At 38.8% G+C, this 23,104-nt stretch carries 25 protein-coding genes; 18 read left to right on the top strand and 7 right to left on the bottom strand.

The annotated features are described in order from the left end of the window. Positions 1-127 precede the first annotated feature (127 nt). The 3 genes from CSEC_RS10570 (at position 128) to CSEC_RS10560 (ending at position 3,443) form a co-directional block, all read left to right on the top strand. Positions 128-907, top strand: coding sequence for a class I SAM-dependent methyltransferase (locus tag CSEC_RS10570; protein WP_161780988.1), 780 nt, complete (start codon positions 128-130; stop codon positions 905-907). A gap of 105 nt (positions 908-1,012) precedes the next feature. Then, a complete protein-coding gene (locus CSEC_RS10565; protein ID WP_079978047.1) occupies positions 1,013-1,756 on the top strand; it encodes an MC/SLC25 family protein in 744 nt (247 codons plus the stop codon). 7 nt (positions 1,757-1,763) lie between these two features. Beyond that, the gene (locus tag CSEC_RS10560; protein WP_053332008.1) at positions 1,764-3,443 is read left to right on the top strand and encodes a glycoside hydrolase family 3 protein; all 1,680 of its coding nucleotides are present in this window, start codon (positions 1,764-1,766) and stop codon (positions 3,441-3,443) included. 9 nt (positions 3,444-3,452) lie between these two features. Here the strand turns inward: CSEC_RS10560 and CSEC_RS10555 are convergent, their stop codons facing one another. From CSEC_RS10555 to menC, 3 genes are all read right to left on the bottom strand, one after another. Further along, complete coding sequence (locus CSEC_RS10555; RefSeq protein ID WP_041018440.1) at positions 3,453-4,295, bottom strand: hypothetical protein; 843 nt, start codon at positions 4,293-4,295, stop codon at positions 3,453-3,455. An 82-nt stretch (positions 4,296-4,377) separates the two neighbouring features. Then, positions 4,378-4,515 carry a hypothetical protein gene (locus CSEC_RS13175; protein ID WP_154017690.1) on the bottom strand — a complete coding sequence of 46 codons (138 nt, stop codon included), beginning with the start codon at positions 4,513-4,515 and terminating at the stop codon, positions 4,378-4,380. A 36-nt stretch (positions 4,516-4,551) separates the two neighbouring features. Beyond that, entirely contained in the window at positions 4,552-5,544 is a 993-nt protein-coding gene (menC, locus tag CSEC_RS10550) for an o-succinylbenzoate synthase (RefSeq protein WP_041018439.1), read from the bottom strand. A 127-nt stretch (positions 5,545-5,671) separates the two neighbouring features. Between menC and CSEC_RS10545 the strand changes: the two genes are divergently transcribed. From CSEC_RS10545 to CSEC_RS10510, 8 genes are all read left to right on the top strand, one after another. Then, entirely contained in the window at positions 5,672-6,127 is a 456-nt protein-coding gene (locus CSEC_RS10545; RefSeq protein ID WP_079978046.1) for a Rid family detoxifying hydrolase, read from the top strand. A 149-nt stretch (positions 6,128-6,276) separates the two neighbouring features. Next, entirely contained in the window at positions 6,277-7,542 is a 1,266-nt protein-coding gene (gene aroA / locus CSEC_RS10540) for a 3-phosphoshikimate 1-carboxyvinyltransferase (RefSeq protein ID WP_041018438.1), read from the top strand. Continuing rightward, positions 7,539-8,036, top strand: coding sequence for a shikimate kinase (locus CSEC_RS10535; protein WP_041018437.1), 498 nt, complete (start codon positions 7,539-7,541; stop codon positions 8,034-8,036). The genes aroA and CSEC_RS10535 overlap by 4 nt, the downstream gene beginning before the upstream one ends. 3 nt (positions 8,037-8,039) lie before the next feature. Then, positions 8,040-9,131, top strand: coding sequence for a chorismate synthase (gene aroC, locus CSEC_RS10530; protein WP_041018436.1), 1,092 nt, complete (start codon positions 8,040-8,042; stop codon positions 9,129-9,131). After that, a complete protein-coding gene (gene aroB, locus CSEC_RS10525; protein ID WP_041018435.1) occupies positions 9,128-10,246 on the top strand; it encodes a 3-dehydroquinate synthase in 1,119 nt (372 codons plus the stop codon). Before aroC ends, aroB begins: the two co-directional genes overlap by 4 nt. Beyond that, the gene (gene aroE, locus CSEC_RS10520; RefSeq protein ID WP_041018487.1) at positions 10,227-11,687 is read left to right on the top strand and encodes a shikimate dehydrogenase; all 1,461 of its coding nucleotides are present in this window, start codon (positions 10,227-10,229) and stop codon (positions 11,685-11,687) included. The genes aroB and aroE overlap by 20 nt, the downstream gene beginning before the upstream one ends. Before the next feature lie 119 nt (positions 11,688-11,806). Next, the gene (locus CSEC_RS10515) at positions 11,807-12,325 is read left to right on the top strand and encodes a hypothetical protein (protein WP_041018434.1); all 519 of its coding nucleotides are present in this window, start codon (positions 11,807-11,809) and stop codon (positions 12,323-12,325) included. Positions 12,326-12,453: 128 nt separating this feature from the next. Further along, a complete protein-coding gene (locus CSEC_RS10510) occupies positions 12,454-13,575 on the top strand; it encodes an aminotransferase class I/II-fold pyridoxal phosphate-dependent enzyme (RefSeq protein WP_041018433.1) in 1,122 nt (373 codons plus the stop codon). Between the two features lie 82 nt (positions 13,576-13,657). On the opposite strand, the gene CSEC_RS10505 is transcribed toward CSEC_RS10510, so the two are convergent. Then, a complete protein-coding gene (locus CSEC_RS10505) occupies positions 13,658-14,203 on the bottom strand; it encodes a GNAT family N-acetyltransferase (RefSeq protein ID WP_041018432.1) in 546 nt (181 codons plus the stop codon). 3 nt (positions 14,204-14,206) lie between these two features. Further along, positions 14,207-14,626 carry an HIT family protein gene (locus CSEC_RS10500; protein WP_041018431.1) on the bottom strand — a complete coding sequence of 140 codons (420 nt, stop codon included), beginning with the start codon at positions 14,624-14,626 and terminating at the stop codon, positions 14,207-14,209. Between the two features lie 319 nt (positions 14,627-14,945). Between CSEC_RS10500 and CSEC_RS10495 the strand changes: the two genes are divergently transcribed. Together CSEC_RS10495 and CSEC_RS10490 are read left to right on the top strand one after the other, a co-directional pair. Beyond that, on the top strand, positions 14,946-15,845 hold the full coding sequence (locus tag CSEC_RS10495; protein ID WP_041018430.1) for a YybH family protein: 900 nt from the start codon (positions 14,946-14,948) through the stop codon (positions 15,843-15,845). 3 nt (positions 15,846-15,848) lie between these two features. Then, entirely contained in the window at positions 15,849-17,060 is a 1,212-nt protein-coding gene (locus CSEC_RS10490; RefSeq protein WP_041018429.1) for a hypothetical protein, read from the top strand. 2 nt (positions 17,061-17,062) lie between these two features. On the opposite strand, the gene CSEC_RS10485 is transcribed toward CSEC_RS10490, so the two are convergent. Further along, positions 17,063-17,314 carry a DUF1653 domain-containing protein gene (locus CSEC_RS10485; protein WP_053332007.1) on the bottom strand — a complete coding sequence of 84 codons (252 nt, stop codon included), beginning with the start codon at positions 17,312-17,314 and terminating at the stop codon, positions 17,063-17,065. Positions 17,315-17,327: 13 nt separating this feature from the next. Next, entirely contained in the window at positions 17,328-17,687 is a 360-nt protein-coding gene (locus CSEC_RS10480; RefSeq protein ID WP_041018428.1) for a cupin domain-containing protein, read from the bottom strand. A gap of 320 nt (positions 17,688-18,007) precedes the next feature. Between CSEC_RS10480 and CSEC_RS10475 the strand changes: the two genes are divergently transcribed. From CSEC_RS10475 to CSEC_RS10455, 5 genes are all read left to right on the top strand, one after another. Continuing rightward, entirely contained in the window at positions 18,008-18,910 is a 903-nt protein-coding gene (locus CSEC_RS10475) for an outer membrane protein (RefSeq protein WP_053332006.1), read from the top strand. A 131-nt stretch (positions 18,911-19,041) separates the two neighbouring features. Further along, positions 19,042-19,692: a deoxyribose-phosphate aldolase gene (gene deoC, locus CSEC_RS10470; protein WP_041018427.1), complete on the top strand. Its 651-nt coding sequence runs from the start codon at positions 19,042-19,044 to the stop codon at positions 19,690-19,692. Between the two features lie 125 nt (positions 19,693-19,817). After that, positions 19,818-20,276 (top strand): hypothetical protein, encoded by a 459-nt coding sequence (locus CSEC_RS10465; protein ID WP_154017689.1) that lies wholly within the window; start codon positions 19,818-19,820, stop codon positions 20,274-20,276. Positions 20,277-20,364: 88 nt separating this feature from the next. Continuing rightward, on the top strand, positions 20,365-21,084 hold the full coding sequence (locus CSEC_RS10460; protein ID WP_041018425.1) for a hypothetical protein: 720 nt from the start codon (positions 20,365-20,367) through the stop codon (positions 21,082-21,084). Continuing rightward, complete coding sequence (locus tag CSEC_RS10455) at positions 21,050-22,828, top strand: hypothetical protein (RefSeq protein WP_041018424.1); 1,779 nt, start codon at positions 21,050-21,052, stop codon at positions 22,826-22,828. Before CSEC_RS10460 ends, CSEC_RS10455 begins: the two co-directional genes overlap by 35 nt. The last annotated feature ends 276 nt before the right edge of the window (positions 22,829-23,104 follow it).

Below are 23,104 nucleotides of genomic sequence, written 5' to 3'. Positions count from 1 at the left end.
AGTTTATTAAAAACCACTCATCATTAAAAAATTAATTTGTCTAAAAAAAGTCAAAAATTAAACTAGATTTTTTTAAAAACGGATGGCAAAGTTGGCAGCATTAATTTCTAAAAATCTGGAGAGACTTATGCGCACATGGATCCGTTTAATGGTTTTGGCATTATTGCCTCTAAATTATCTATCAGCCAACGACACGATTTATAAATCAAATGAAGAAAAGTCTAAAGAGCAAGCGATAGCTTATGCAAAGCACGGCCAAACTTCAAGCCGTTATCTTGCTTATAGAGACATTCCCTTTTTTATAACCAAATATGTCAAAGGTAATAAAACATTAGATTATGGTTCAGGCGCCGGTTTCTCAACTCGATTCCTTTGCGATCTAAATATGGAGGCTGAAGGTGTAGACATTAGCGAGGAAATGTTAGCTCAAGCGTCTATGATCTATCCTGAAATTCCTTTTTATTTTATGCAGAATGGAAATATCCCGGTTTTAGATCAGAACTATGACCTTGTTTTCTCAAGCTATGTTTTATTTGAGCTTGGCTCAGAGCAGGAAGTTCTTAACTATTTAGGGGAAGCTAAGAGAGTCATGAAAGAAGATGGTGTTCTAATAGCCGTTACAGGAAGCCAAGACATGTACTCAAGGGACTGGTATATCTTTAATACCGACTATCCGGAAAATAAAAATCTTGAAAGCGGAGATTTAGCTAGGATCTACCTTAGAGAAGCAGAGATTGAATTTACAGATTTTTATTGGACAGAAGCGGATTATCGCCTCTTCTTTAAAAAAGCAGGCTTTGACTTGTTAGAGGTTCACTATCCTTTAGGAAAAGAGGATGAAGGGTATGCTTGGAAAGATGAAGTCGCCTGTTCTCCCTTCGTTGTTTTTGTGGCTAAGAAGCAATAAGTTTTTTTAAACGATGCCGCCTTTCCCTGGAAAGACGGCAGGATCTTCTAAAATAAGAGAAGCTTTTTATGACAAGTGGAAGCACCGACTCTTCGCTGACGAAAGATCAGTTTTTGGGCAGTAGCAAGAGGCCTTGGTACTGAGATATTAGTTTGTCCAATTGAATTGATTAAACTTCGCCAACAATGTTCTAATAAATCTGAAAGCAGTTATAAGGTAGCAAGACAAATCTTTCAAAATGAGGGGATCCGCTCTTTTTATGATGGATTGAGTCCGCAGCTTCTAAAAACTTGCGTCAAACAAGCTTGGTGTTGGCCCATGATTATAGAGCTGCCAAAATTATTTAAATGCTATGGATTAAATGATCGCGAACAACAAATTGCGACCGGGATTTCCATCTCAACTGTCGATTCTATTGGCACGATTCATCTTGAAAAAGTAAGGGTTGTCTATGCGACGGCTAAAAAAACATCCCTTCCATTAATCGACATTATAAAAGAAGGTTGGAAAGGTTTTTCAACTTATTGGATTAAGCGCTCTGTTAATATGGTCACTTTTTTAACTGTGCAGGAATACTTGAGAAATAAAAATCGAGAGGGAGATAAAGAACTTAAGGCTTACGAAATGCTAAAAGTCGGTGTAGAAGTAGCTTTTATTGTAAGTTTTGTAGGTGCACCCTTTGACTTTGCTAACACTTTGAAACAAGCAAAAAACTTAAATCCTCTTCATCATTTAAATCGAAAAGACATCGTAAAACTCTATAAAGGGTGGCCTATGAACACTTTATCACTTATTATCCAAAATATTGCTTCTATTTTTCTTTTTGAAAAACTTAGACAAAATAACTAAAGTTTGCATGGGATTTTCAAGTTTTTATTCTTCCTTCCTTCTTGTTATCTTCCTGCCTATAACTTTAATCGCAAATGAAAATATTTCATGGGCTGAAAGAACGCTTGCATCCATGTCGACAGATGAAAAAATCGGACAGCTCTTTATGATCGCAGGCTATGTAGATTCCGAGTTTGCAGCTAAAGAGATAGGAAACCCTCATATCATAGAAGAGATCGAAGATTACATTACGAGATATCATGTTGGGGGAATTGCCTTTGTAGGTCCATCTTTAAGCCAATCCCAAGTCTCGTTTGCGAATCGTTATCAAAAAATTAGCAAATACCCGATTCTTATAGCGCAAGACTTAGAATGGGGACTTTCCATGCGACTTAAGGATGGCATGGGTTTTCCTAAAAATATTACTCTTGGAGCAATTAAGAATAATGATTTGATTTATCAAATGGGTTTGGAAATTGGAAGACAGGCGAAGCTTATTGGAGTTCACATGAATTTAAGCCCTGTTCTTGATGTGAATACCGAGCCTGAAAATCCGGTCATAAATGTTCGCTCCTTCGGAAGCACGCCTCAAGAGGTCGCTAGAAAAGGAAGGTCCATGATAAGAGGTTTGCAAGATGCCGGAATCATTGCTTCAGCCAAACATTTTCCGGGACTTGGAGATATTATAGTGGATCCTCATCTTGGGTTGCCATACTGTAAACATGAAAAGAAGCGATTAGAAGAAATTGAGCTTTTCCCTTTTATTGAGGCTATTAAAGAAGGGGTTTTGTCTATTCAGACAGAACACTTAATTATTCCGGCATTTGAAGATCTAAAAATCCCGGCAAGTCTTTCTCAAAAAGTCGTTCAGGGGTTATTGAAAGAAAAGCTCGGATTTAGAGGCCTTGTTTTAAGCGGGGCTTTACGTATGAAGGCATTGACAGATTTTATGTCGGAAGAAGAGATTGTTTTAAGGGCCTTTCTTGCAGGAAGCGATATGCTTCTTATGCCTCAAGATTTTCCCAAGGCCTATAATGCTTTAAAACTTGCCTTGAAAGAGGGAAAAATTAACGAAAAAGACATCGATGAACGAGTTTTAACAATTTTAAAATTAAAAGAAAAAGTAAATCTTGATCTTGATCGTTTTGCGGCTATACCGAATAAAAATGACCTTCACACAGCTTCTTCGCAAGATTTAAGAATAAAGCTTTTCCAAGAAGCTGTGTCAATTCTAAGAAATGAAAGAAAGCTAATTCCACTTTCTCAAGAAAATGCGGCTTATGTTCAGCTAGGAGAGGCTTCTACCCTTGATTTATTAAATCAATTAAAACTCACTTTAAATACCGATTCCTATTTTTGTTCCTTAGATAAAAAGAATATAATTGAAGAGGAAAGATTATTTAAAAACATGGAAAAATATGGAGTGGTTATCTTAGCCATTTTTCCGGCAGATCCTCGACGTATTGCTGAAATTCGATTGATGAATGAAAATAAGCAAAAGGAAGAGCTAAGACATTTTAGAGTGCATGGGATAACAGACTCATTGGCTTCTTTAATTAGAGAGCTGAAACCCTATGAACAAAAGATTATAGTCGCTTATTTTGGAAATCCTTTCGGACTTTATTTTTTCGACGACTATTCAACCCTCATTATGGGTTACGAAGAGGATTCAGAAGCGCAAATAGCTTCTTGGAACCTAATGAGGTGAAATTTATTACTACTTGAGAAAATCCGCGACTGATATTTTAAAAGTTTGAAAAAGAGAAGAAAATTCATCTTTTGCTAAAACTTCAAAACGCTTCTTTGAGTAATCTTGAATTAAAGCCGATTCGCGGGTTAATTTAGGAGGATCAAAACTTTTTAATTCAGTATCGACAACCCACCCGGTTCCTTTCGAATCTTTAATAACATTCCCGGGATCCCCAAAATCCTTATATTTTAATTTAGCCAGATCCGTGGAACATCGATATGCAAGAGCCTTCGATTCTCCTTCGATTTTTTTTGAGAGGATATAGCCATTTTTTTTCACAATTGAAAGGTAAGGGTATGGACCATGCCAAACCTGTACTTCAATGTCTGAGGCTGGATCCTCTATAATAAGAAAATGTTCAGGAGCATTTAATGATTTTTCATGTTTGAGATTGGAAACTAAAAACTCGGCTCCCCAAATTCTTGTTAAATTGTCCCCGCCTTTTTTATCCGGAGGGTAGAAACTTTCACGGTTGCAGCTTTCTAATTGTTTTTCTGATATCAAATGCCCCGAGTTCGCCATTTCCATAAATTTATTGGTAATGACTTCTTTCATTTTCTCAAGGGTCAATCCATAGTTTAGGGGTCCGGCTACAGCCCAAGATGGGATATCAACACTAGCAGACCTGATTTTTTCTTCCAAAACCCTGTATTTCTTTTTTTTCTTTTCCCAGTTGGGTTGTGAGACTTCAAAAGGGGATTCAATTTCTCCGAATTCTTGTTGAAATTCTTTCTTTTCAAGCTCAACTACTAAAGCTGCTAGTTCTTCGGGTGATAGTGAATAACTTTGGGAAGAATCAATGGATAACATAGAAAAATCTCATGGATATTAATTTTAATAATTAAAACAATTATTTTAACGGTTTTTTATTAAGATTTAATTAAGAATTACATTAGTAGATAATATCTACTATCCATTTCTGCATATCTAGAATGTTCTTTTCAGTTCTGCCTGGAATGATTGGAAGCATTTCTTGAACCCATTCCTTGCCTAGGGCTCCTAGGATAAACACCCAAGGCCTGCCAATCATGCAAACTTTCCTACCCCTTCGTTTTCTTAAAGAAGGTTAAGTGTTATTAATTTCTAGGTCTTTTAATCCGGGTTTCGGTTGAATTTTATCAGGGATATGCACTAAAGCTCCTGAAAATTTCAAAGGATGCAACAAGAGTGTGTCTTTTAAGTAATGGTAAGTGCCAATGCCGCTTGCAGTTGTAATTGAAAGCCGATGGGCTAAAGAAGCCACATGGCTTAAGGCTAAATCGCTTTCAAAACAGCTGCTAAGCACAATAGAAACTGCTCTTTTATTTGCCCATTCATTAAGAGGGAGGCATTGAAGCAATCCACCCTGTATTGTGGGTTTATAAATGAGGGTCTTTAGTGCCGGCAATTTTTCTAGTTGAGCAAGAGAAAGATCCTTGGGGAAAGATTCATCCACAGCAAGAGAATGTTCGAATTTATCTAAGTCAAGAGGGTTTTTAAAGGGTTCTTCAACATAATCAAATGAGTCTAAAGAAAATTTTGAAAAAAATCTAAGGGAGTCTAAAGTGTCCCATGCACGGTTCACATCAATTCTTAAGCGAAAGACATCTTTCAATCGTATAATTAAATTTTCAGCGGTTTTAAAATCTAGGTGGCCAACTTTTAGCTTTGCAAAAGTAAAACCTTCTTTAGATCTTTGATCGGCTTCTTTCAAAATTTCTTCGGGAGAGCCCATTAAAAGAGCACTAGTTGTTAAGGAAAGCTTTTTCGGAAGAGGGGAAATTAGGGAAAGGAGAGCTGATTCTAAACCAAAGGATAAGGCAGGATGAAGGTTGAGTTCTAAAAGTTTTGACTGCCAATGACTAGTTGACCATTCGATGCTCACAATGTCTGTCATTTTTTGGCGAAATTGTTGCAGGCAGTCTTCTAGCGTTTCTCTACTCCATTTAGGGAGGGGAGCGCATTCGCCAAAACCCTTATTCCCATTTTCATCTAAAATTCCAATTAAAAGGCCCGACCTTTCTATGCCATTAGAGAGAGGGATTTTATAAAGCTGCGTTTGATAAATCTTTACCTTCATCGAAGTCTCGTAAGCTTTTTCATAGGAAAATTTACCTCTCTTTGCTACTTTGCAAAGGAAAATTTATAGCTTTAAGTAGTAGCTCTTAAATCTAGCTACCCATCCACAATCATTCAAGGAAATACTTATGACAACATGGTTTAAAAAAATTTTGATCGCATCCTTAATAGCTTCTTCACCAATATGTGCTGATAATGGCATTCATGAAATTAGAACTCTAGAAGCTCCTCAAGTGATAGGGCCTTATTCTCAGGCGGTTCGTGCCGGGCAATACCTTTTTGTTTCAGGACAATTAGCTTTAGACCCTATGACCAATATGTTAATCGGGAGTACCATTGAAGAGCAAACCTTGCAAGTCCTCAATAATATCGAAGCTATTTTAAGAGCCCAGAATTTAAGTTTAAAAGATATCGTCAAATCTGAAGTTTATCTTAAGGACATGAAGGATTTTAAAGGAATGAATTCGGTTTATGCGGAAAAGTTTTCAAATGAAATTAAACCTGCAAGACAAGCGATGCAAGTCGCTAAACTTCCTCTGGATGCTTTAGTTGAAATTTCATGCGTGGCCTTTATCTCAAATTAAACTTTTGCAAGATAAAATACTTTTTTAAATGTTCGTATCGGGCCTTTGAGTTGTCCGTGATTTTTTTATAAGAATCCGGTAAAGTTTTCTCTTATTCGTTAAGACAAGGCAGCCTTGTCTTAACGGTTTTCAAGAACCGAAAGATAATTATGACTATTTTTGAAATTCTCCCCAATGGTAATCCGATAAGGGTTATTGAAATTCCCGGTTCTAAAAGCTATACTAATCGAGCTCTGATTATGGCTGCTTTAACTAAAGGGCCTGTCTTTCTTTCTAACCCTTTGTATTCTGAAGATACTGAGGTTATGATTTCTTGTTTACGAACACTTGGGTTAAGGATAGACACCCTAGAGGATCGGATTATCGTTCATGATGATCTAACCGTCATTCAAGATAGGTCTTACGATTTATATGTCAAAGATTCGGGTACTACCGCTCGCTTTTTACTTAGCTTGCTAACGCTTGTGCCAGGAGATAAGGTTATAAAGGGGAATGCTCGTTTAAACAAGAGGCCTATAAAAGAATTGGTCGATGCTTTACGTCTTTTGGGGGCGAAAATAGATTATCTTGAAAAGGAAGAAGAGCTGCCTTTAAAAGTAGAATTTGCTTCTTTATTGAACCATCAAGAAATTGCCATAGATGGCTCAAGGAGCAGTCAATTTTTCTCTTCAATTCTAATGATCGCTCCTTTTTTAGGGGGAGTGACTCTTCGTCCTCAAGGAAAGAGTATCTCTAGGCCTTATAGGGAAATGACCCTTCGTGCTATGGAAGAGTGGGGTATAAAGGTGATGGTCTTTGAGGATGGGAGCCTCTATATCCCCTCAAATCAAAGGTATAATCGAAAAGAGTATATGATCGAGGGGGATTTTTCCTCTGCCGGGTATTTTTTTGCAATAGCGGCATTAACTCAATCTACATTTACACTGAAAAATCTAAATCCAGAATCCCTTCAGGGGGACAAAAAACTTTTAAATATTTTATCTGATATGGGAAATGAAATTGAATTTTTTGAAAATCAGATCACAATTCGGGGAAAACAAATTTTACCCTTGTCTCATAATATGCTCGATTGTCCGGATCAAATTCCAACAGTGGCGATTCTTGCCGCTTTCGCAAAAGGTGTTTCGAGAATCTCCGGCATTCGTTCTTTACGATTAAAAGAAACAGATCGGGTTCTTGCCTTAAAGAATGAACTCGCAAAAATGGGGATTCAAGTAGAGGATAGCCATGACGTCCTTACGATTTATGGGGGAGACCCAAAGCCATCTATTATTGATACCTATAGGGATCATCGTATGGCCATGGCTTTTGCTGTGGCGAAAGCTAAGTTACCGGGAATGAAAATCCGAGAACCTGAAGTCGTTAATAAAACTTTTCCGACTTTTTGGGAAAAGTTAGAAGGTTGTTTAAAATGAAAATTATTTTAATCGGTTTTATGGGCTCCGGAAAGTCTTCTGTTGCCGGGAAGTTAAGCAATCTTTTTAACTGGCCCGTCATTGAAATGGATCAACTTGTGCTTGAGAAAACTAAGTCAAAAAACATGGATGCGCTTTTTGCCAAAGGGGGGGAGCTTCTTTTGCGAGAAACAGAACTTGCCCTTTCAGAAGAAATAGCTTCTTTTAAAGAAAGCATTATCTCAACAGGGGGCGGAGTGGTATTAAATAAAATTATCCTGGAACGTTTGAAAGAACCCAAGGGGAAAATATTTTTTTTAAGGGCTTCTTTTAAGACATTATCCATGCGATTGGCAAACGACGCCTCGCGTCCATTATTTAAAGATATTCTAGAAGCTGAATCGCTCTATAATTTTCGTCAGCCCCTCTATTTAAAAGCGGCGGATCATGTCATTGATGCAGATCAAAAAACCGTTGAAGAAATCGCGGAAGAGATTTTTCAAAAAGCAAGGTAAAGTATGGCGAGTAACTCTTTTGGAAATATTTTTAAAATTACAACGTGGGGTGAATCCCATGGAAAAGCAATTGGGGTTGTGATTGACGGCTGCCCTTCCGGTTTAGAAATTAATGCAAGCGATATTAACGAGGCTTTAGCTTTAAGGCAGCCTGGAAGAAATCCCTACACGTCACCAAGATATGAAGAAGATAAAGCGGAAATTCTATCGGGTGTGTTTCAAGGCAAGACGACAGGAGCTCCGATCAGCATCCTGATTCCAAATAAAGATGCGGATCCGAGTAAGTATGAGCCTATTAAAGACCTTCTTAGACCTGGGCATGCCAATTACACTTACCTGGAAAAATATGGAATTTTTGATTATAGAGGCGGCGGAAGAGCTTCGGCTCGGGAAACGGCTTGCCGAGTAGCAGCCGGGGCTATTGCTAAAAAGTTTTTAGAATACAATGGCATAAAAGTAATGGCCTATATTAAGCAAATGGGTTCGATTATTGCGGGGTTGGATGAGGTCGATTTGGATTCAATCCGAAGTTTAACCTATCAAAGTCCCGTGTTTTGTCCTGATGCCGAGGCTTCTTCTTCCATGATGGCTTTAGTTGAAAAAACAAAAGCTGAGGGGGAGTCTGTAGGCGGAATTATTGAGTTTATTGCGTTGTCCGTTCCGGTAGGTCTTGGCGATCCTGTTTATGAAAAGCTAGAGGCCAATTTGGCGCATGCCATGATGGGGATACCCGCCACTAAAGGATTTGAGATCGGTTCAGGATTTCAATCTGCGACAATGACAGGATCAAAACATAATGATTTATTTTTTAAGGAACTGGAGGGCGTACAGACGAAAAGCAATCATGCAGGAGGTGTTTTAGGAGGCATTTCTAGTGGAATGCCTATTATTGGAAGGGTGGCTTTCAAACCGACTTCAAGCATCATGAAGCCGCAGTCTACCCTTACAACCGGAGGAGATGAAGCTATTTTTGAGCTGCCTAAAGGGTCTCGCCATGACCCTTGCGTTGCTATAAGAGCCGTTCCAATTGTTGAAGCGATGCTTTCTTTAGTATTAGCAGATGCCCTTCTTTTAAAAAGATGTATGAAATTATGACAAAAAAAATACAGTGTCAAATTCCCCAATTCCAAGAGTCTTACGAAATAGAAATCGGGACTGATTTATTAAAAGAACAAGCTGACTATTTAAAAAATGCAGGTTTGAGAGTTGCTATCATTACAGATGATAACGTTGAAATTTTGTATGGAAAAAAATTAAAAGAAGACCTTTTGCAATCTGGTTTAGACGCTTATTTATTTTCTTTTTCAAGCGGTGAATCCCATAAAACGCGTGCAACCAAAGAGCTTTTGGAAAATCGCTTGCTTGAAAACGGGCTTGGCAAAGATACTTGCATCATAGCTTTAGGCGGAGGCGTTGTGACTGATGTTTCGGGGTATTTAGCGGCGACTTACTGTAGAGGTCTTCCTCTCGTTATGATTCCGACATCGCTCTTAGGAATGGTGGATGCCAGCATTGGCGGAAAAACAGGAGTGAATGTCCCTCAAGGAAAGAACATGATAGGCTGCATCTATCAACCGAAAAAAGTGATTCTCGATTTGAATGTGCTTAAGAGCCTGCCTAAAAAAGAATATATAAACGGTTTTGTTGAGATTATCAAGCATGGTGTGATTGCCGATTATCGCTTATTTTGCCATCTTGAAAATAATGCGGAAGCTCTTTTAGCTAAAGATTCGGCTCTGCTTGAGCAAGTTATTTTTGAAAGCTGCCGTATTAAAAAAGAGATTGTTGAGCAAGATGAAAAAGAAAAAGGAAAAAGAAGCCTTCTAAATTTTGGCCATACTGTGGGGCATGCTTTAGAAAATTTAACAAATCATGCACTATCACATGGTGAAGCCGTTGCCATAGGCCTCATTGTAGAAAGCTACCTCTCTTTACAAATGGGAAAGCTTGATCAAAACTCTTTTGACCGTATCAAAAAAATTCTAGTTCAATATGGGCTTCCGCTTCGTTTTCCATCTCAGGTTGCCATTGATGATATTGTGAAGACCATGATTTTAGACAAAAAATCAAGAAATGGCGAACCCCGTTTTATTTTGATTGAAGAAATAGGCTCACCACTATCCTCTGAAGATAATTACTGTTTTCCAGTTGAGAAAATGTTATTTAAAAAAACACTGGAATGGATGAACCATGATTTCTGTTGTCATTAAAGGCCCGGCCTTCGAGGAAGCGTATCAACAGATTATGTTGGCAATCCCTTACGCTGATCTTGTGGAGCTAAGGCTAGATTATTTTAACTTTTTGGATTTTCCGTCTTTAGAAAGATTGCGTGCCCATTTTTCCATCCCGATGATTTTTACTTTGCGAAGTCAAAGGCAAGGAGGCAGCTATACTCAATCCGAGGATAATCGATTAAAGGACATCCGTTGCCTTTTGAAGTTAAAGCCCGAATTTCTAGACCTGGAATATGATATAGAAACTTCATTTATTGAAGAAATTGCTCTTAAATACCCAGGGATCAAACTGATTCTTTCCTACCATAATTTTGAAGAAACTCCAAAAGATCTTGAAGGTATTTATCAAAAAATGCTAAACCCATACGCATTTTTTTATAAAATGGCAGTGACGGCAAATTGTAGTTTAGACGCTTTAAGGTTCTTAGCTTGGGCTAAGCATTCTCACGATAGGCTTATTGCAGTAAGCATGGGGGAGCATGGACAAATCAGTAGAATTCTTGGACCGGTTATAGGAAATCCTATTACTTACGCGGCTTTAAATGAGGCTCAAAAATCGGCACCCGGGCAGTTGACAGCAAAAACACTTATTGAAAAGTATCGTTATTATTCACTAAGCCCTAAAACAACTCTTTATGGGTTAATAGGCGATCCTGTTGATCAAAGCATAAGTGATGAGACCCATAATTATTTGATTAAAACTTTAGGGATAGAGTCAGTTTATATAAAAATTCAAGTATCGCGAGAAGAGTTGCCGGATTTTTTAACTTATGCAAAAAATTTTTCTTTTAAAGGACTGAGCGTTACAATGCCTTTAAAAGAAGCTATCCTTCCTTTTTTAGACACCATAGATTCTCAAGCTTTAGCTATAGGGGCTGTTAATACCCTTGTATTTGACCGGGGAAAAATTTCCGGTTTCAACACTGATGGTATCGGCGCCTTAAATGCTATTGAGAGGAATTTTCTAGTTAAAAATAAAAGAATGATAATTATAGGTGCCGGAGGAGCCGCTAAAGCCATTGCCTATGAAGCGCATAAAAAGGGCGCTTTAGTTACGATTGTAAACAGGGATAAAACTAAGGCCCAACAGATTGCGGAACGTTTGAGCTTAAAAGGTGTCGGCTTAGATTCACTATCAACTTGCTTTGAAAATTGCGATATTTTGATTAATAGCACTCCTATTTCATTCGAACTTCCGATGACTCTTTCCCCCTCGACTCTTGTCATGGATATCAAATCAAAACCAAAAGAGACCGTGTTCTTGTTACAAGCCATTAGAAGAGGATGCTGTGTTGTGTTTGGCTACGAGATGTTTGTTGAACAGGCCGCATGTCAATTTAATCTTTGGCTTAACCCTATTGATCTTCGAGAAATAAAGGAGATTCTTGAAGCAAGCGCAAGAAGCTGTCTTTCATAAATTCACATCTTATCGAATGAATTTACATATTATCTAATTTTTAACATTCCTTAGATAATTGACTTTATTAACAAAGATATTTATAATTATTTCTTTATTAATAAAAACATAAAATAAAAATGAATGTTACTTTAAAAGATTTTCAACCGGTAAATGAGTGGAAATTGGATTCTGAGGGAGAAAAATTTCGCTCAGGCGAACCGGTTTTTCTTATCGATCAAAGCACAGGGCGAAAGTATCTTAATGAAGACCAAGATATCGTACGCTTTAAGTGTCTTTTGCTCTCTATAGGTACGCCTTTCATTCATGCCGTAGCCGGCCTATTAAATGTGGCTTATAGAATTCTAAAGCTTGCAACTTTCTCTCACTTTTGGATGAATAATCAAACAAAGTATAATCTCAGAGAAAGATTTTCTGATGCAGGAAGTGATTTATTGAAAATTATCGCGACCCCAATTTCTTATTTTGCTCTAGAATTAGCTGCCGTATATGGATTATTTCGGCCCTATGATGGACGAAAATTATATGCCAGCATCGAGAGGGGGACTTATAGCCACTTCATTTTAGCCCCTTGTTTCCAGCCGAACCCCAAAAAGCACGCCTTCGGCGGTAAAATGAGTGAAAGAAACGTTTTCTAATTTAGTTTCTTAGCAAAAAAAAACCTCATTCTCTTAAAGATCCGTACGGTCTTTCCTTTTTGATAAATAGACAAAAAAATCTATTTTATACTAAAATGTCTTAAAATAAAAATCCATAGAGGAACCCTATGATCCTGCCGCCATTTAAATTAGAAGAATTTTGGAAAAAGTATGAATTTTCAACCCCTTATTTGCTTTGCTGCTCGGATGCTGAAACTTGGGAAATGAAAGAGATTTTAACTCTTGCAGATGAAGGTTCCAAAAAACTCTGGGAGTCCTTGCATTTTGGATACACAGAGGCCCCGGGTCATCCGACTCTTCGAGAAGAAATAGCGGGGCTTTATTCTACTTTAACCCCCGATGATATTTTCACATTTGCCGGGGCTGAAGAGGGCATTTATTGCGGTCTTAAAGTATTGATAAAGCCTCGCGATCATGTGATTGTCATAGATCCTTTTTATCAATCTCTTGGAACGTTGCCTGAAGCTTTTGGCGCTCATGTGACAGCTGTTAGTCTTAAGTTTGAAAATCAATGGAAGTTAGACTTAAGCGAAGTAAAGAAAGCGTTCCGAGCCAATACGAAATTGCTTATTTTAAATTACCCTCATAACCCTACGGGGGCCCTATTAGATAAAGAGACCCAGGAGGGCCTGATTGAACTTGCCCGAAAAGAGGGAGCGTACATTTTCTCTGATGAAGTGTATCGCTTTCTTGAATTGGATGAGTCAAGCCGCCTACCTTCCCTTGCAGATGCCTATGAAAAGGGAATTTCCATAAATGTCATGACAAAATCTTTTGGGCTCGCGGGCTTAAGAGTTGGCTGGATGGCTACTAAGGATACTGATGTTTTAAGACAAGCCGGCTCTTATAAACTCTACACATCGATTTGTAATAGCGCTCCAAGTGAGATCTTAGCTATTATGGCGCTTCGGGCCAAAGAAACCCTCCTTAAACGAAATCGGGAGATAATATTTGCAAATTTGAAAATTTTAGATGAATTTATGAAGCGAAACCAAAAAGCCCTCTCCTGGGTTCGTCCTTCTTGCGGGACGATGGCCGTTATAAAACTCTTGCTGCCGCACTCAGTTGAAAATTTTGCGGAAGATTTAGTTAAGTCTGAAGGGGTTTTAATTATGCCGGGCTCTAATTTTGACCTGCCGGGCAACTTTTTTAGAATTGGCTTCGGCAAAAAAAATTTCCAAGATTGCCTAAATCGTTTTGAATCCTTTTTGCAAAAATTTCAAAACTAATCCCTAATTCTTATTACCGATGTTATGGGTAGAGACCGATAGTAGAGTGTTAATTTCAAGGGCAGTAAAAGGGCTTTTCATCTCACTTAGAGATTCTATAAAGCACTTGTCTTGTTAAAGGATGACCTGCAGGCAATCTTGGGTGGTCAAAATCATCTTTTGGATCGTAGCTCATGCCAATCTTTTCCATAACATGGCGAGACCTTTTATTTTGAACGGCCGTGATGGCAACGATTTCTTCAAGGTTTAGAGTTTCAAAGCCATATTTTAAAGAAGCTCTGGCAGCTTCCGTGGCATACCCTTTTCCCCAATGATTAAAAGCTAAGCGCCATCCAATCTCTACAGCAGGCTTGAGTTCGTTAAAAGCGGCTTTGTAATTAACCTCTTGTAACCCTATAAAACCGATAAACTCATCTGTTTCGATGAGAGAAGCTGCAAAAAGCCCATAGCCTCGCTTTTCAATATGATCGGAGAAGAGCTTAATGCTCTCATCACTTTCTTCACGGGTTAAAAGTTTTGTAAAATATTCTCTTACGCGAGGATCTGCATTAAGCTTTGCAAATGGTTCTCGATCTTCTTCCTTCCATTGACGTAAGATAAGTCGTTCTGTCTTGATAATCGGGAGCATTTGCTAGCTACTCATTTTTTGATTTAAAGCGTCTCTAATTTTGATGAGCATGTCCATTTCCAATTCAAAGGATTTATCGTAAGGAGCGTAGTTTTTTCCAAAGCGCGCATCCTCAAAAAGGAAACCATTAAATTCTCGAGAGTCTTTATAACGCGGTACAAGATGCACATGAATTTTTGGGGAGGTATTGCTTAGGGCGGCATAATTCATTTTATCAGGCTGGAAGAGTTCCATAAGAGCTTTTTTTACTTCTTCACCTATCTTGAAAAATTCATCCCTAACCTCTCCTTCAATTGAAAGAAAATCTTCGACACCGTCATCTTCTTTTAAAAGAACAAACACTCTGCCAAGATAACATTGGTTTTCATGAAGATAGAGATCCCAATTTTTATAAGACTTTATTCTAAGTTGATCGTAATCCATAACAAAAAAAGGGGTGATAAAAGTGAATGGAACTTATTAAGAAGTAGGAAGTTCTGCAAACTTTAATGGAAAAATTAATTTTTTGTCAAAGGTTTTTGGGTTATTAAAGCTGGACTTAATTCTAACGAAAAAGACCAAAACATTTGAAAATTAGGGTTCTTAGTAGTTGCTTTATCGCTTTTTTTACCTAATCAAAGGGATTCAATCCTCTCCGAAAAACAAGACCTAAGAAGTTCTACAAGAGCCCGTAAATCTTGTTTATTTTTAATTGTAGAAATTTGAGGAGATCTATAAACAAAAGCTAACGGGGGATTGTTATATGCAGACCACTTTCAAGATTTGTCTCACATTGTTTGCCCTAGTCGTGGTTTTTGGGTGCAACGAGGTCAATCGGCATGAAGAAGCCGATGAGAAAGCCATACGTAATATCGTTCATTCTTATGAAGAGGCGTATAATCAGGAAAATGCCGAGAAGTTAGCTGCTGATTTCGCTTCAGACGCCACTTATAATAATCCCCTTACGGGCGAGTCAGCTGAGGGTAAAGAGGCTATAGAAAAGCTATTCAAGGAAAAATTTGCCGACAGCCAGAAAAGACACTTAGAAATTGTGATAAAAGATATCCAATTTCCAAGCAGCGATGAGGCTATTGAAAAAGGGGTGATGAAGATCAAAATTGATGATCGTCCCGAGATGCATATCGCTTATCAAGCTGAATACGCTAAAGAAAACAACAAGTGGGTTGTAAAAGCCTTAAATGAGATTGAATTAGAATCTCCCATAAAAAATGATTCAGAACATCTCAATGAGTTGTCTTGGTTTATCGGTAAGTGGTCGGATATTGATGACAACGTTGAAATTTTATCGGACAATCAATGGGACAAATTCAAGAATTTCATAACTCAGAATTTTAAAATGAAAGTTTATGGACAGGATGATTTTGAAGGCAAACAGATCATTGCCTGGGATCCTGAAAAGCAAGTTATCAGATCTTGGGTCTTTGATTCCGACGGCGAATTTGGAGAGGGGACTTGGGAAAAAGTAGATAATAGTTGGTATGCCACTATGCGCTATATTTTAAGTGATGGACGCATTGCCACCTCTAAAAATATTTACACTCCTATCGATGGTAAAAGCTATACCTTTTCTTCTGTTGAGAGAGAAGTAGATGGAGAAGTTCTACCCGATATGAATCCTGTTACCGTTGAAAAAGTCGAGTAGGCCATGTGGAATAAAATAGCAGTTTTTATGGTTTTAGTTACAGGAATGAGCCTGATACTCGCCCCTATTGATATGGAAGGTAGAGGCGGGGGAGGCGGAAGAGGAGGCGGCGGCGGCCGAGGGGGAGGAGGACGTGCAGGCGGGGCTTCAAGAGGGGGCTCCTATAAAGGAGGCCATACTATGAACCGTACACCCACGATGAGCCGGGCTTCAAGAACGCCTTCTGATTCTCGCAGCAGACAGCAAGCAGCAAGACAAACGCCTGCCAGGACAACACCTGCAAGGCCAGCAACGAGGCCTGCGATGGCACAGAATAGAGGACCTGCCACAAGACCCGGTTCTCCTTCTACGCAAAGGACATCTGCTGCAAACCGTGCTGAATTACGCAACCAAGTCAATCGGTATGAAGCCAATAGGCCAAGAGATATGGCTAATCGCCCTGACTTTAAGCAAAAAGCTCAGAATTTTTCAAATAACCGCCCCCAGCAGTTAGCCCAAAATAGACAAGCTTCAGATAGGGCAAGCCAACGCTTAAAACAAGTTCAGCCTAATTCTAAAGATTGGTTTAATAGAAATTTTTTTGAAAGACACAATCTTGATAATGATTATGGGAGACTTGGCAACAATTGGTGGAGACCGGTTGGTTGGGCAGCTTTAGCTAATTGGGGTGATTGGGGGTGGGGAACTCCTTATTACTATGATGATGGAGGCTATGCTTACCCAGTGTCAAGCTCAGACTATTCTTATGATAACTATCCCTCTAGCGGCTCGACAACCACAACTACAGCAGCTCCGGCACCGGCTCAGACGGTTGTTCAACAGCAGCCGATAGAAACAGCACCTTCTTTAAATCCGCTTCAAAGTTCTGAGATTGCAGCTAACGAAGAAGAAGGGGATTGGATGCCGCTTGGCGTTTTTGCCGTGTCGAATAATGCTAACACTGCTGCTCAAAGCAATCGATTTATTCAACTTGCTATCAGCCGTAGCGGAGAAATTGCCGGGGTCTTATACAATTCATCAACTGATTCCGCACAAGATCTGGCCGGGATCTTAAATAAAGAAACCCAAATGGCTTATTGGTCTTTTGATAATAGACCGGGGGCGCCTGTGGCCTCCACCGGTATTTACAACCTAACTCAAGACCAAACACCGATTACGGTTCGTTTTTCTGATGGCGCCGAACAGACTTGGACACTTGTCCGCCTAAAGCAATAGAGCTATTCAATTAATTTGAATCTAGGGCGAATTTGTCCATTTATGGCAACCGTTTCAAGAAAATGATCGAGAGGGCGAACCCAAATATCGCCCTCTCCATACAAACCTTGATAGACCACTAACTCTTCCAAAGTTTCAGTATGCCTGGCAATCCCAAGAATCCTATATAGGTTGCCTTTATAATGTTCATAGCGGCTGCCAACAAAAATGGATTTGGCTTTTTCAGAAAAACAAGGCAGCACTTCCTGACTCATGGGCTATCCTTTTTTAAATTTCTTCGAGATTATTTCTAGTTCTTTCTTCAATTATATTCCCTGTATTAAGAGTCGATTTAGGTTCAAAGAGCATTACCTCAACTTCTTCGTTTGCCACGGGCTGATGCTCCACTTTGGCTGGAACTATAATCATTTCACCTTCTTCTACCCAAACCTCTTTATCCTGAAACCTCATCAAAAGACGCCCCTTGATGACAAAAAAGAGTTCATCTTCATGTTCATGGCTATGCCATACAAAGTCCCCATGAAATTTGGCTAACTTGACATGCTGGCCATTTAGCTCTCCCACAATTCTTGGATTCCAATAATCTGAAAATTTACTAAATTTTTCCTTAAGATTGATTTTTTCCATAAGATCACTTTTTGTTAAATAATCGCAATAAATCGAACAGGGGCTTGAGCTCCGACTAGAAACCTTTATAAGAAAAATTATTTATAAAATCATTTAACGAGAAGAATAACATAAATCAACCATGCAGTTCTATTAATTTTTTGTTACCAAATAGGCTTCAGCAGTCCTTGAGCCATCTATTTTTCAACTTATCCTTAAGTATATCTAAAAAAAACTATTATAAAAAAAAGGATTAGTGTTATGAGAGTCTTTGAAATAAAACAACGTGATCTTAAAACTGATATCATACCTTAGCGGCTGATTAACAAAACTGGAGAAAAATGCTCAAAATATTCAATAAAAAACATCTTTCTGCGCTTCTCGCGCTTTTAGTGCTCAATACGGCTAGTTCATTAACCGCTGAAGAGTACTATTATCCTAATGATTCTTTTTATCCAGACGATTCTTTTTCAGCAGAGGACTGTTGCCTAACAAGCTGTCAGACTAAATGCAATCGATTTTATATCGGTGCCTTTGGTGGCGGCCTTTACTCTAACTCAGTTGAAATTATACAAATGGGAACGGCGTTATTTCTAGAAGCTCAAGGAGGTCCTTTAGCTGTAGATGCAAGGGGGAGAACCGATAAAAATTCAGCAGGATTTGGCGGAATACAGCTTGGATATGAACTCGCAGCCAATCCTTGTAATTTTGGGTGCTCAGGCTGGGGTTTAACGCCTGGTGTGGAATTTGAAGCTTTTTGGTATCGTCATACTAAGAAGGGCGATCTTTTAAACCCAACTGATAGACTAGATGAACATGACTTTTTAGATACCTTCCCAATGAGAATGGGCCTCTATCTTTTCAATGGCACACTTTCACTAAATAATTGCTGCTTTGGAAACTTTACGCCTTACATAGGCGGTGGTTTTGGCCCTGCTAGAATATCCATTCGAAATGCAGATTCTTTACAAGTAGCTCCTCTTGAAGCCGGCATCAACCACTTCAACTCCAATACTAGCAATTCAACATGGACTGTGGCAGCTCAAGCAAAAGTGGGCGTTCGCTATAACTTTCTCTGCCGATTCCATGTTTTTGCTGAGTATCGCTATGTTTTTGTAGATTCAAGCAACTATATTTTAGGATCGACCATTTACCCGACTCATGCTCCAACGACGATTTGGAATGTTAACATTAAAAACATAAATTACAATGCTTTTGCTTTAGGTCTTCAATTTGATTTATAACTAAAAGTATGTCAAATATCCTATTTAAAAAAGGCAATGCGGATGCATTGCCTTTTTTATTCTCGAAGCCCCTTCATTGCAATCTGATGTAATCTTTGTTATAATAGCCTCTTAACCAAAAACGAAGCCTTATGTTGCAAACATTAAATCAATATATTGATCATACTTTGCTTAAGCCGGAAGCCATCTTTGAAGAAATTAAAAAGTTGTGCCAAGAAAGTATCGATTATCAATTTGCAGCAGTTTGTATTCAGCCTACATGGGTTAAAGAGGCGCATGAATTTTTAAAAGGATCTAACGTTAAACTTTGCAGCGTCGTCGGTTTCCCTTTAGGTGCAAACACGACAGATACTAAAGCTAGAGAAGCAAGCGAGCTTTCAAAGGGTGGCGTCCATGAAATTGACATGGTGATCAATATCGGCGCTTTAAAATCTAAAGATTACAAAAAAGTTCGTCAGGATATTGAGTCTGTAGTTAAGTCTGCCGACCCAAGGATTGTTAAAGTTATTATTGAAACTTGTTTGCTTACGGATGAAGAAAAAGAAGCGGCCTGTCTTTTATCAATGGATGCGGGAGCAGCTTTTGTTAAAACGTCTACCGGTTTTTCTAAATCCGGAGCTACGATTCACGATGTCGCTTTAATGAGAAAAGTGGTTGGTCCAAATTTTGGGGTTAAAGCCTCAGGAGGAATACGCGATCTAAAAACAGCTCTTGCGATGATTGAAGCTGGAGCGTCAAGGCTTGGTACAAGCGCCGGCGTTATTATTATGGAATCTAAATAAAATACTATAAAAATTAATAAGGTAAAAATGCTAGTAGTATCTCTCTAACCCCTTCTATCTGTTCCCACGCTAATCATCTATTTGACCAACCTCTTTGTGAAAGACAGTCGCTTTTAAATAGAATTATGAATGTGGTATTCCACTCACTAACGCTTGGAATTCCATTGGCCATTTATCGGATTGTTTCTTGCAGCACCCTAAAACCTTCAACAAGACCAGAAACTTTGAATCTTCAAACTACCGCTATAAATTCTATAAGGCTGAAAGAACCAGCTTCAAATTTTAATCAAGAAACTGAAAACAATATGAAAGAAGAGATAGCCGCAAAAATTACTGAAAGATATCAAGAAATTTTGAATTTTATAGGTAAAACTTTCGAAAGCCCTCTTTGCAAAGATATGGTGTTAAACCAACTCGACTGTCTTGCTTTAGAAATTAATACCCTATGGACAAATCACTCCTTAAAATCCTTAAGCGAATCAGGTATAGGCATAAGTAGAGAAAAGGCCCTGGAAGTTTTAGATTCTTTCGTAGAAAAATTTCCTCAACTTCAGCGAGTTAAAGAAACCCTATCAGATGATTAAAAGTCTCTAAATAATAGCTTTCTCAGATTGACAGATTTTTTAAGTTAGACTAAGAAGGAGGCTTTTACGAAGCCCCGGGTTTCCTATCATGAGATACAAATCATCTCTTAAGCTATTAGCGATTATTGTAAGCTTTTTAATTCCGAGTGTTAGTTTAGCAAGTTGCTGCTTTGAAACGCTCATACAGCTAGGTGTGTTTTCAGCCCATCAAGGCAAGTCCCAGCATGTGGATATTGAAGATTTGATAGGGGATCAATTTACTGTCGATAAGCACTCGGGTCAAAATCTTCTTTTTGGGCTTGGGGCTTATTTAGAGGGTCTCAGAATAAGAGAGACAAGAATTTTATATGGAATAAATGCCTTTTATTTGGCTCCAACTAAAGTAAAAGGCAAAGTCATTCAAGAAGATCTTTTTGCTAACCTCTCTTATCAATATTATCGATCCAACTATCCGATCTATTTAGCTACAAGAGCTCTAATTGGCTGCTGTTCTAGTTATGATTTGATTCTTGATTTAGGCTTAGGTGTTAATATTGCAAGCACTCATGGTTTTAAAGAGAGATCACTCGATGGCGGAATCACTGAAAGTGATAAGATATTCTCCGGGAAAACCAAGGCTGCTTTTAGTGCTACCGCAGGATTAGGGTGGCGGTTTAATCATTTATTTAGAAATTTCTCTCTTGAAATTGACTATCGTTTTTTTTATTTGGGCGAGGGAAAGCTAAAGCGCATTAACAGTCAGGTAATAAATTCTTTAAGCACAGGAAATAGCTATGCTAATGCACTCTTTTTTACGATCTCCATTTAGTATTTTAAAGGGTTTATTTCTTATAACGCTTCTCTTAACCCTTGGGCCTAGCTATGCAAGCACAGGCTTATTTTTTAATGTAGCTGAAACCGGAACTTCGGATCCGCTGCGCATTAAGCTTGCTCTTAATGGAATAGGCCCGGTAACAGTTCAAAACTATCTCGTGAACGCTCTAAATTTAAGCATTACAACAACGGTTCCAAATCACATTTACAATTTCGCAGGAATAAAAATTGAAAAGCCTGGCTATAGAATAGCTGGCCTTGCACCCTTTAAAAATGGTTATTATTTATTCAGAGTCGGTGACAACTTGGCTGCAAACCTCTTAATTATCCCGCCTAACCCTCCTTGGTACCCTTCGCTTCAAGCTTTTGAACACTACAATTCAGGCCGCTCCCATGTGTTTCCGGAAGCGACCTTTGGCGGTTCTTTAACTCTCGGAAACGTCGTTGACACTTTGAATTCTTTGCCGCTTTTATACCCTTCCGGGTATAACATGAGTTATCTTGATGCCGATCATGCTTATATTTATGGGGGCGGTTATGGCGATATCGCAGGTTCGATTGGCGCCTATGTTGACAGGGTGGATCCAAACACCCTTGAGCGCATTTGGCATAGACAGTTAATAATTACAGCTGAAAACGGAGAATGGGACTATCCCGGCTCCATGGGAATATTAGAGGACGGGTTTATTTACGTTAGTTATGGCTATAGACTTGCTAAAATCACACCTGATGGAGAAATAGTCAAAATAAAAATTCTCCCGACAGGAGGAATTGCCCTTCCTGAAAACACCTCCTTTAATGGCTTTAATGCTACCTCAGATGGCTATATCGTAATGAAATCTGTTTATAGGCAAGCCGGGTGTACTTATCAAGGTCCCGATGCCCTATTAAATTGCCCTGACCCAACAGATGTGCCTCCTTCCATTTTAATTTCTGTCGATCCAAAAACGATGGAGGTGGTCGACAACATTACTTTGCCGGCGGCTGTCGGTGCACGTCCAACGATCACGACCTATCAGGGAAAAAATTACGTTTACTTGCTTGCGCCAACGACAGCTTTTCGCTACGAAGTTAAAGAGGGTAAATTTATTCCAGATAATTCTTGGAATCCAGGTATGATTACAGTAAACGGACAGACGCTTTGTACCTCATTTTCTGTAATGAATGATTGGGTTGTGGCTCAAACAAACACACTTCCTGCTTCTACGGCTTTGAGTGTGATTGCAATCCATCAAGGGGATGCTTCCATTCATTATAGCCTTCAGCCCTTTTTAGGGGATCCGATTCCTCCCTTAGTGGAAGCCGCTTTTGCAACAGCCGGACCTGATGCCTCCCAAGCTATCAGCTGGGCTCCCATGGCCGTTTCATCAGACTCGGATAACAATTTGATTTATGCAAGCGATGCATTGCCCGGCAAGATTGCTGCCATAACGATTACAAACAAAGGTCTTGAAACCGTTTGGAAAGCAAGCCAAACGACAACTGAGTTTACCACCCTTATTGGCCCATCTAATAATCGCGTTCTTGTCGGAACAGACATTCCGGGTCCTGAAATTCCTGGCACTAACTTAAATGATTATGCTGTTTGGAGAAACGCGGCCACAGGCGTTGAGTTAGCGCGCTCTCCCTTGCTTCCTGCAATGACGCAAGGGACTATGATACAGCCTTATTATAATGGGGATATGTTTTACGAGGGGCAATTAGGGCGGCTCATTAAATTAATGCCAAGGCCCTTATAATTTTCAATGGAAAGAATTCCCTCTCCATTTTCAAATTATTTTACAAGCCGTAAAGACCCGAAGAAGATCGGCCTTCTATAGGTAAATAAATAATTTTTGAAGCTCCCTTTTGGAATATAAATCTTTAAAATAATCTTTATCTTAACTTTCCTCAGTTGAAAAGATCTTCGTTACTGTCGTAAGTCTTAAAGTCAATGCTTAAGCGATGAATGAAATAACAGCTTTAAGAGAAACTCTATCTTTAACAGATGACTTTTCCTTAAATTCGAAGTATAA

This window comes from Criblamydia sequanensis CRIB-18 (assembly GCF_000750955.1).
GTDB classification, from domain to species: domain Bacteria; phylum Chlamydiota; class Chlamydiia; order Chlamydiales; family Criblamydiaceae; genus Criblamydia; species Criblamydia sequanensis.
The sequence above is the reverse complement of the archived record's forward strand: the minus strand, read 5'-3'. Positions and strand labels throughout refer to the sequence as shown.

What these genes read in the sequence shown, in the direction of transcription:
- aroE (WP_041018487.1), top strand. Translation starts at nt 10,227, where the DNA reads ATGATTTCTGTTGTCATTAAAGGCCCGGCCTTCGAGGAAGCGTATCAA.
- CSEC_RS10495 (WP_041018430.1), top strand. Translation starts at nt 14,946, where the DNA reads ATGCAGACCACTTTCAAGATTTGTCTCACATTGTTTGCCCTAGTCGTG.
- CSEC_RS10570 (WP_161780988.1), top strand. Translation starts at nt 128, where the DNA reads ATGCGCACATGGATCCGTTTAATGGTTTTGGCATTATTGCCTCTAAAT.
- CSEC_RS10535 (WP_041018437.1), top strand. Translation starts at nt 7,539, where the DNA reads ATGAAAATTATTTTAATCGGTTTTATGGGCTCCGGAAAGTCTTCTGTT.
- CSEC_RS10475 (WP_053332006.1), top strand. Translation starts at nt 18,008, where the DNA reads ATGCTCAAAATATTCAATAAAAAACATCTTTCTGCGCTTCTCGCGCTT.
- CSEC_RS10510 (WP_041018433.1), top strand. Translation starts at nt 12,454, where the DNA reads ATGATCCTGCCGCCATTTAAATTAGAAGAATTTTGGAAAAAGTATGAA.
- menC (WP_041018439.1), bottom strand. Translation starts at nt 5,544, where the DNA reads ATGAAGGTAAAGATTTATCAAACGCAGCTTTATAAAATCCCTCTCTCT.
- aroC (WP_041018436.1), top strand. Translation starts at nt 8,040, where the DNA reads ATGGCGAGTAACTCTTTTGGAAATATTTTTAAAATTACAACGTGGGGT.
- deoC (WP_041018427.1), top strand. Translation starts at nt 19,042, where the DNA reads ATGTTGCAAACATTAAATCAATATATTGATCATACTTTGCTTAAGCCG.
- CSEC_RS10460 (WP_041018425.1), top strand. Translation starts at nt 20,365, where the DNA reads ATGAGATACAAATCATCTCTTAAGCTATTAGCGATTATTGTAAGCTTT.
- CSEC_RS10480 (WP_041018428.1), bottom strand. Translation starts at nt 17,687, where the DNA reads ATGGAAAAAATCAATCTTAAGGAAAAATTTAGTAAATTTTCAGATTAT.
- CSEC_RS10545 (WP_079978046.1), top strand. Translation starts at nt 5,672, where the DNA reads ATGACAACATGGTTTAAAAAAATTTTGATCGCATCCTTAATAGCTTCT.
- CSEC_RS10515 (WP_041018434.1), top strand. Translation starts at nt 11,807, where the DNA reads ATGAATGTTACTTTAAAAGATTTTCAACCGGTAAATGAGTGGAAATTG.
- CSEC_RS10505 (WP_041018432.1), bottom strand. Translation starts at nt 14,203, where the DNA reads ATGCTCCCGATTATCAAGACAGAACGACTTATCTTACGTCAATGGAAG.
- CSEC_RS10500 (WP_041018431.1), bottom strand. Translation starts at nt 14,626, where the DNA reads ATGGATTACGATCAACTTAGAATAAAGTCTTATAAAAATTGGGATCTC.
- CSEC_RS10485 (WP_053332007.1), bottom strand. Translation starts at nt 17,314, where the DNA reads ATGAGTCAGGAAGTGCTGCCTTGTTTTTCTGAAAAAGCCAAATCCATT.
- CSEC_RS10465 (WP_154017689.1), top strand. Translation starts at nt 19,818, where the DNA reads ATGAATGTGGTATTCCACTCACTAACGCTTGGAATTCCATTGGCCATT.
- aroB (WP_041018435.1), top strand. Translation starts at nt 9,128, where the DNA reads ATGACAAAAAAAATACAGTGTCAAATTCCCCAATTCCAAGAGTCTTAC.
- CSEC_RS10560 (WP_053332008.1), top strand. Translation starts at nt 1,764, where the DNA reads ATGGGATTTTCAAGTTTTTATTCTTCCTTCCTTCTTGTTATCTTCCTG.
- aroA (WP_041018438.1), top strand. Translation starts at nt 6,277, where the DNA reads ATGACTATTTTTGAAATTCTCCCCAATGGTAATCCGATAAGGGTTATT.
- CSEC_RS10490 (WP_041018429.1), top strand. Translation starts at nt 15,849, where the DNA reads ATGTGGAATAAAATAGCAGTTTTTATGGTTTTAGTTACAGGAATGAGC.
- CSEC_RS13175 (WP_154017690.1), bottom strand. Translation starts at nt 4,515, where the DNA reads ATGATTGGCAGGCCTTGGGTGTTTATCCTAGGAGCCCTAGGCAAGGAA.
- CSEC_RS10555 (WP_041018440.1), bottom strand. Translation starts at nt 4,295, where the DNA reads ATGTTATCCATTGATTCTTCCCAAAGTTATTCACTATCACCCGAAGAA.
- CSEC_RS10455 (WP_041018424.1), top strand. Translation starts at nt 21,050, where the DNA reads ATGCTAATGCACTCTTTTTTACGATCTCCATTTAGTATTTTAAAGGGT.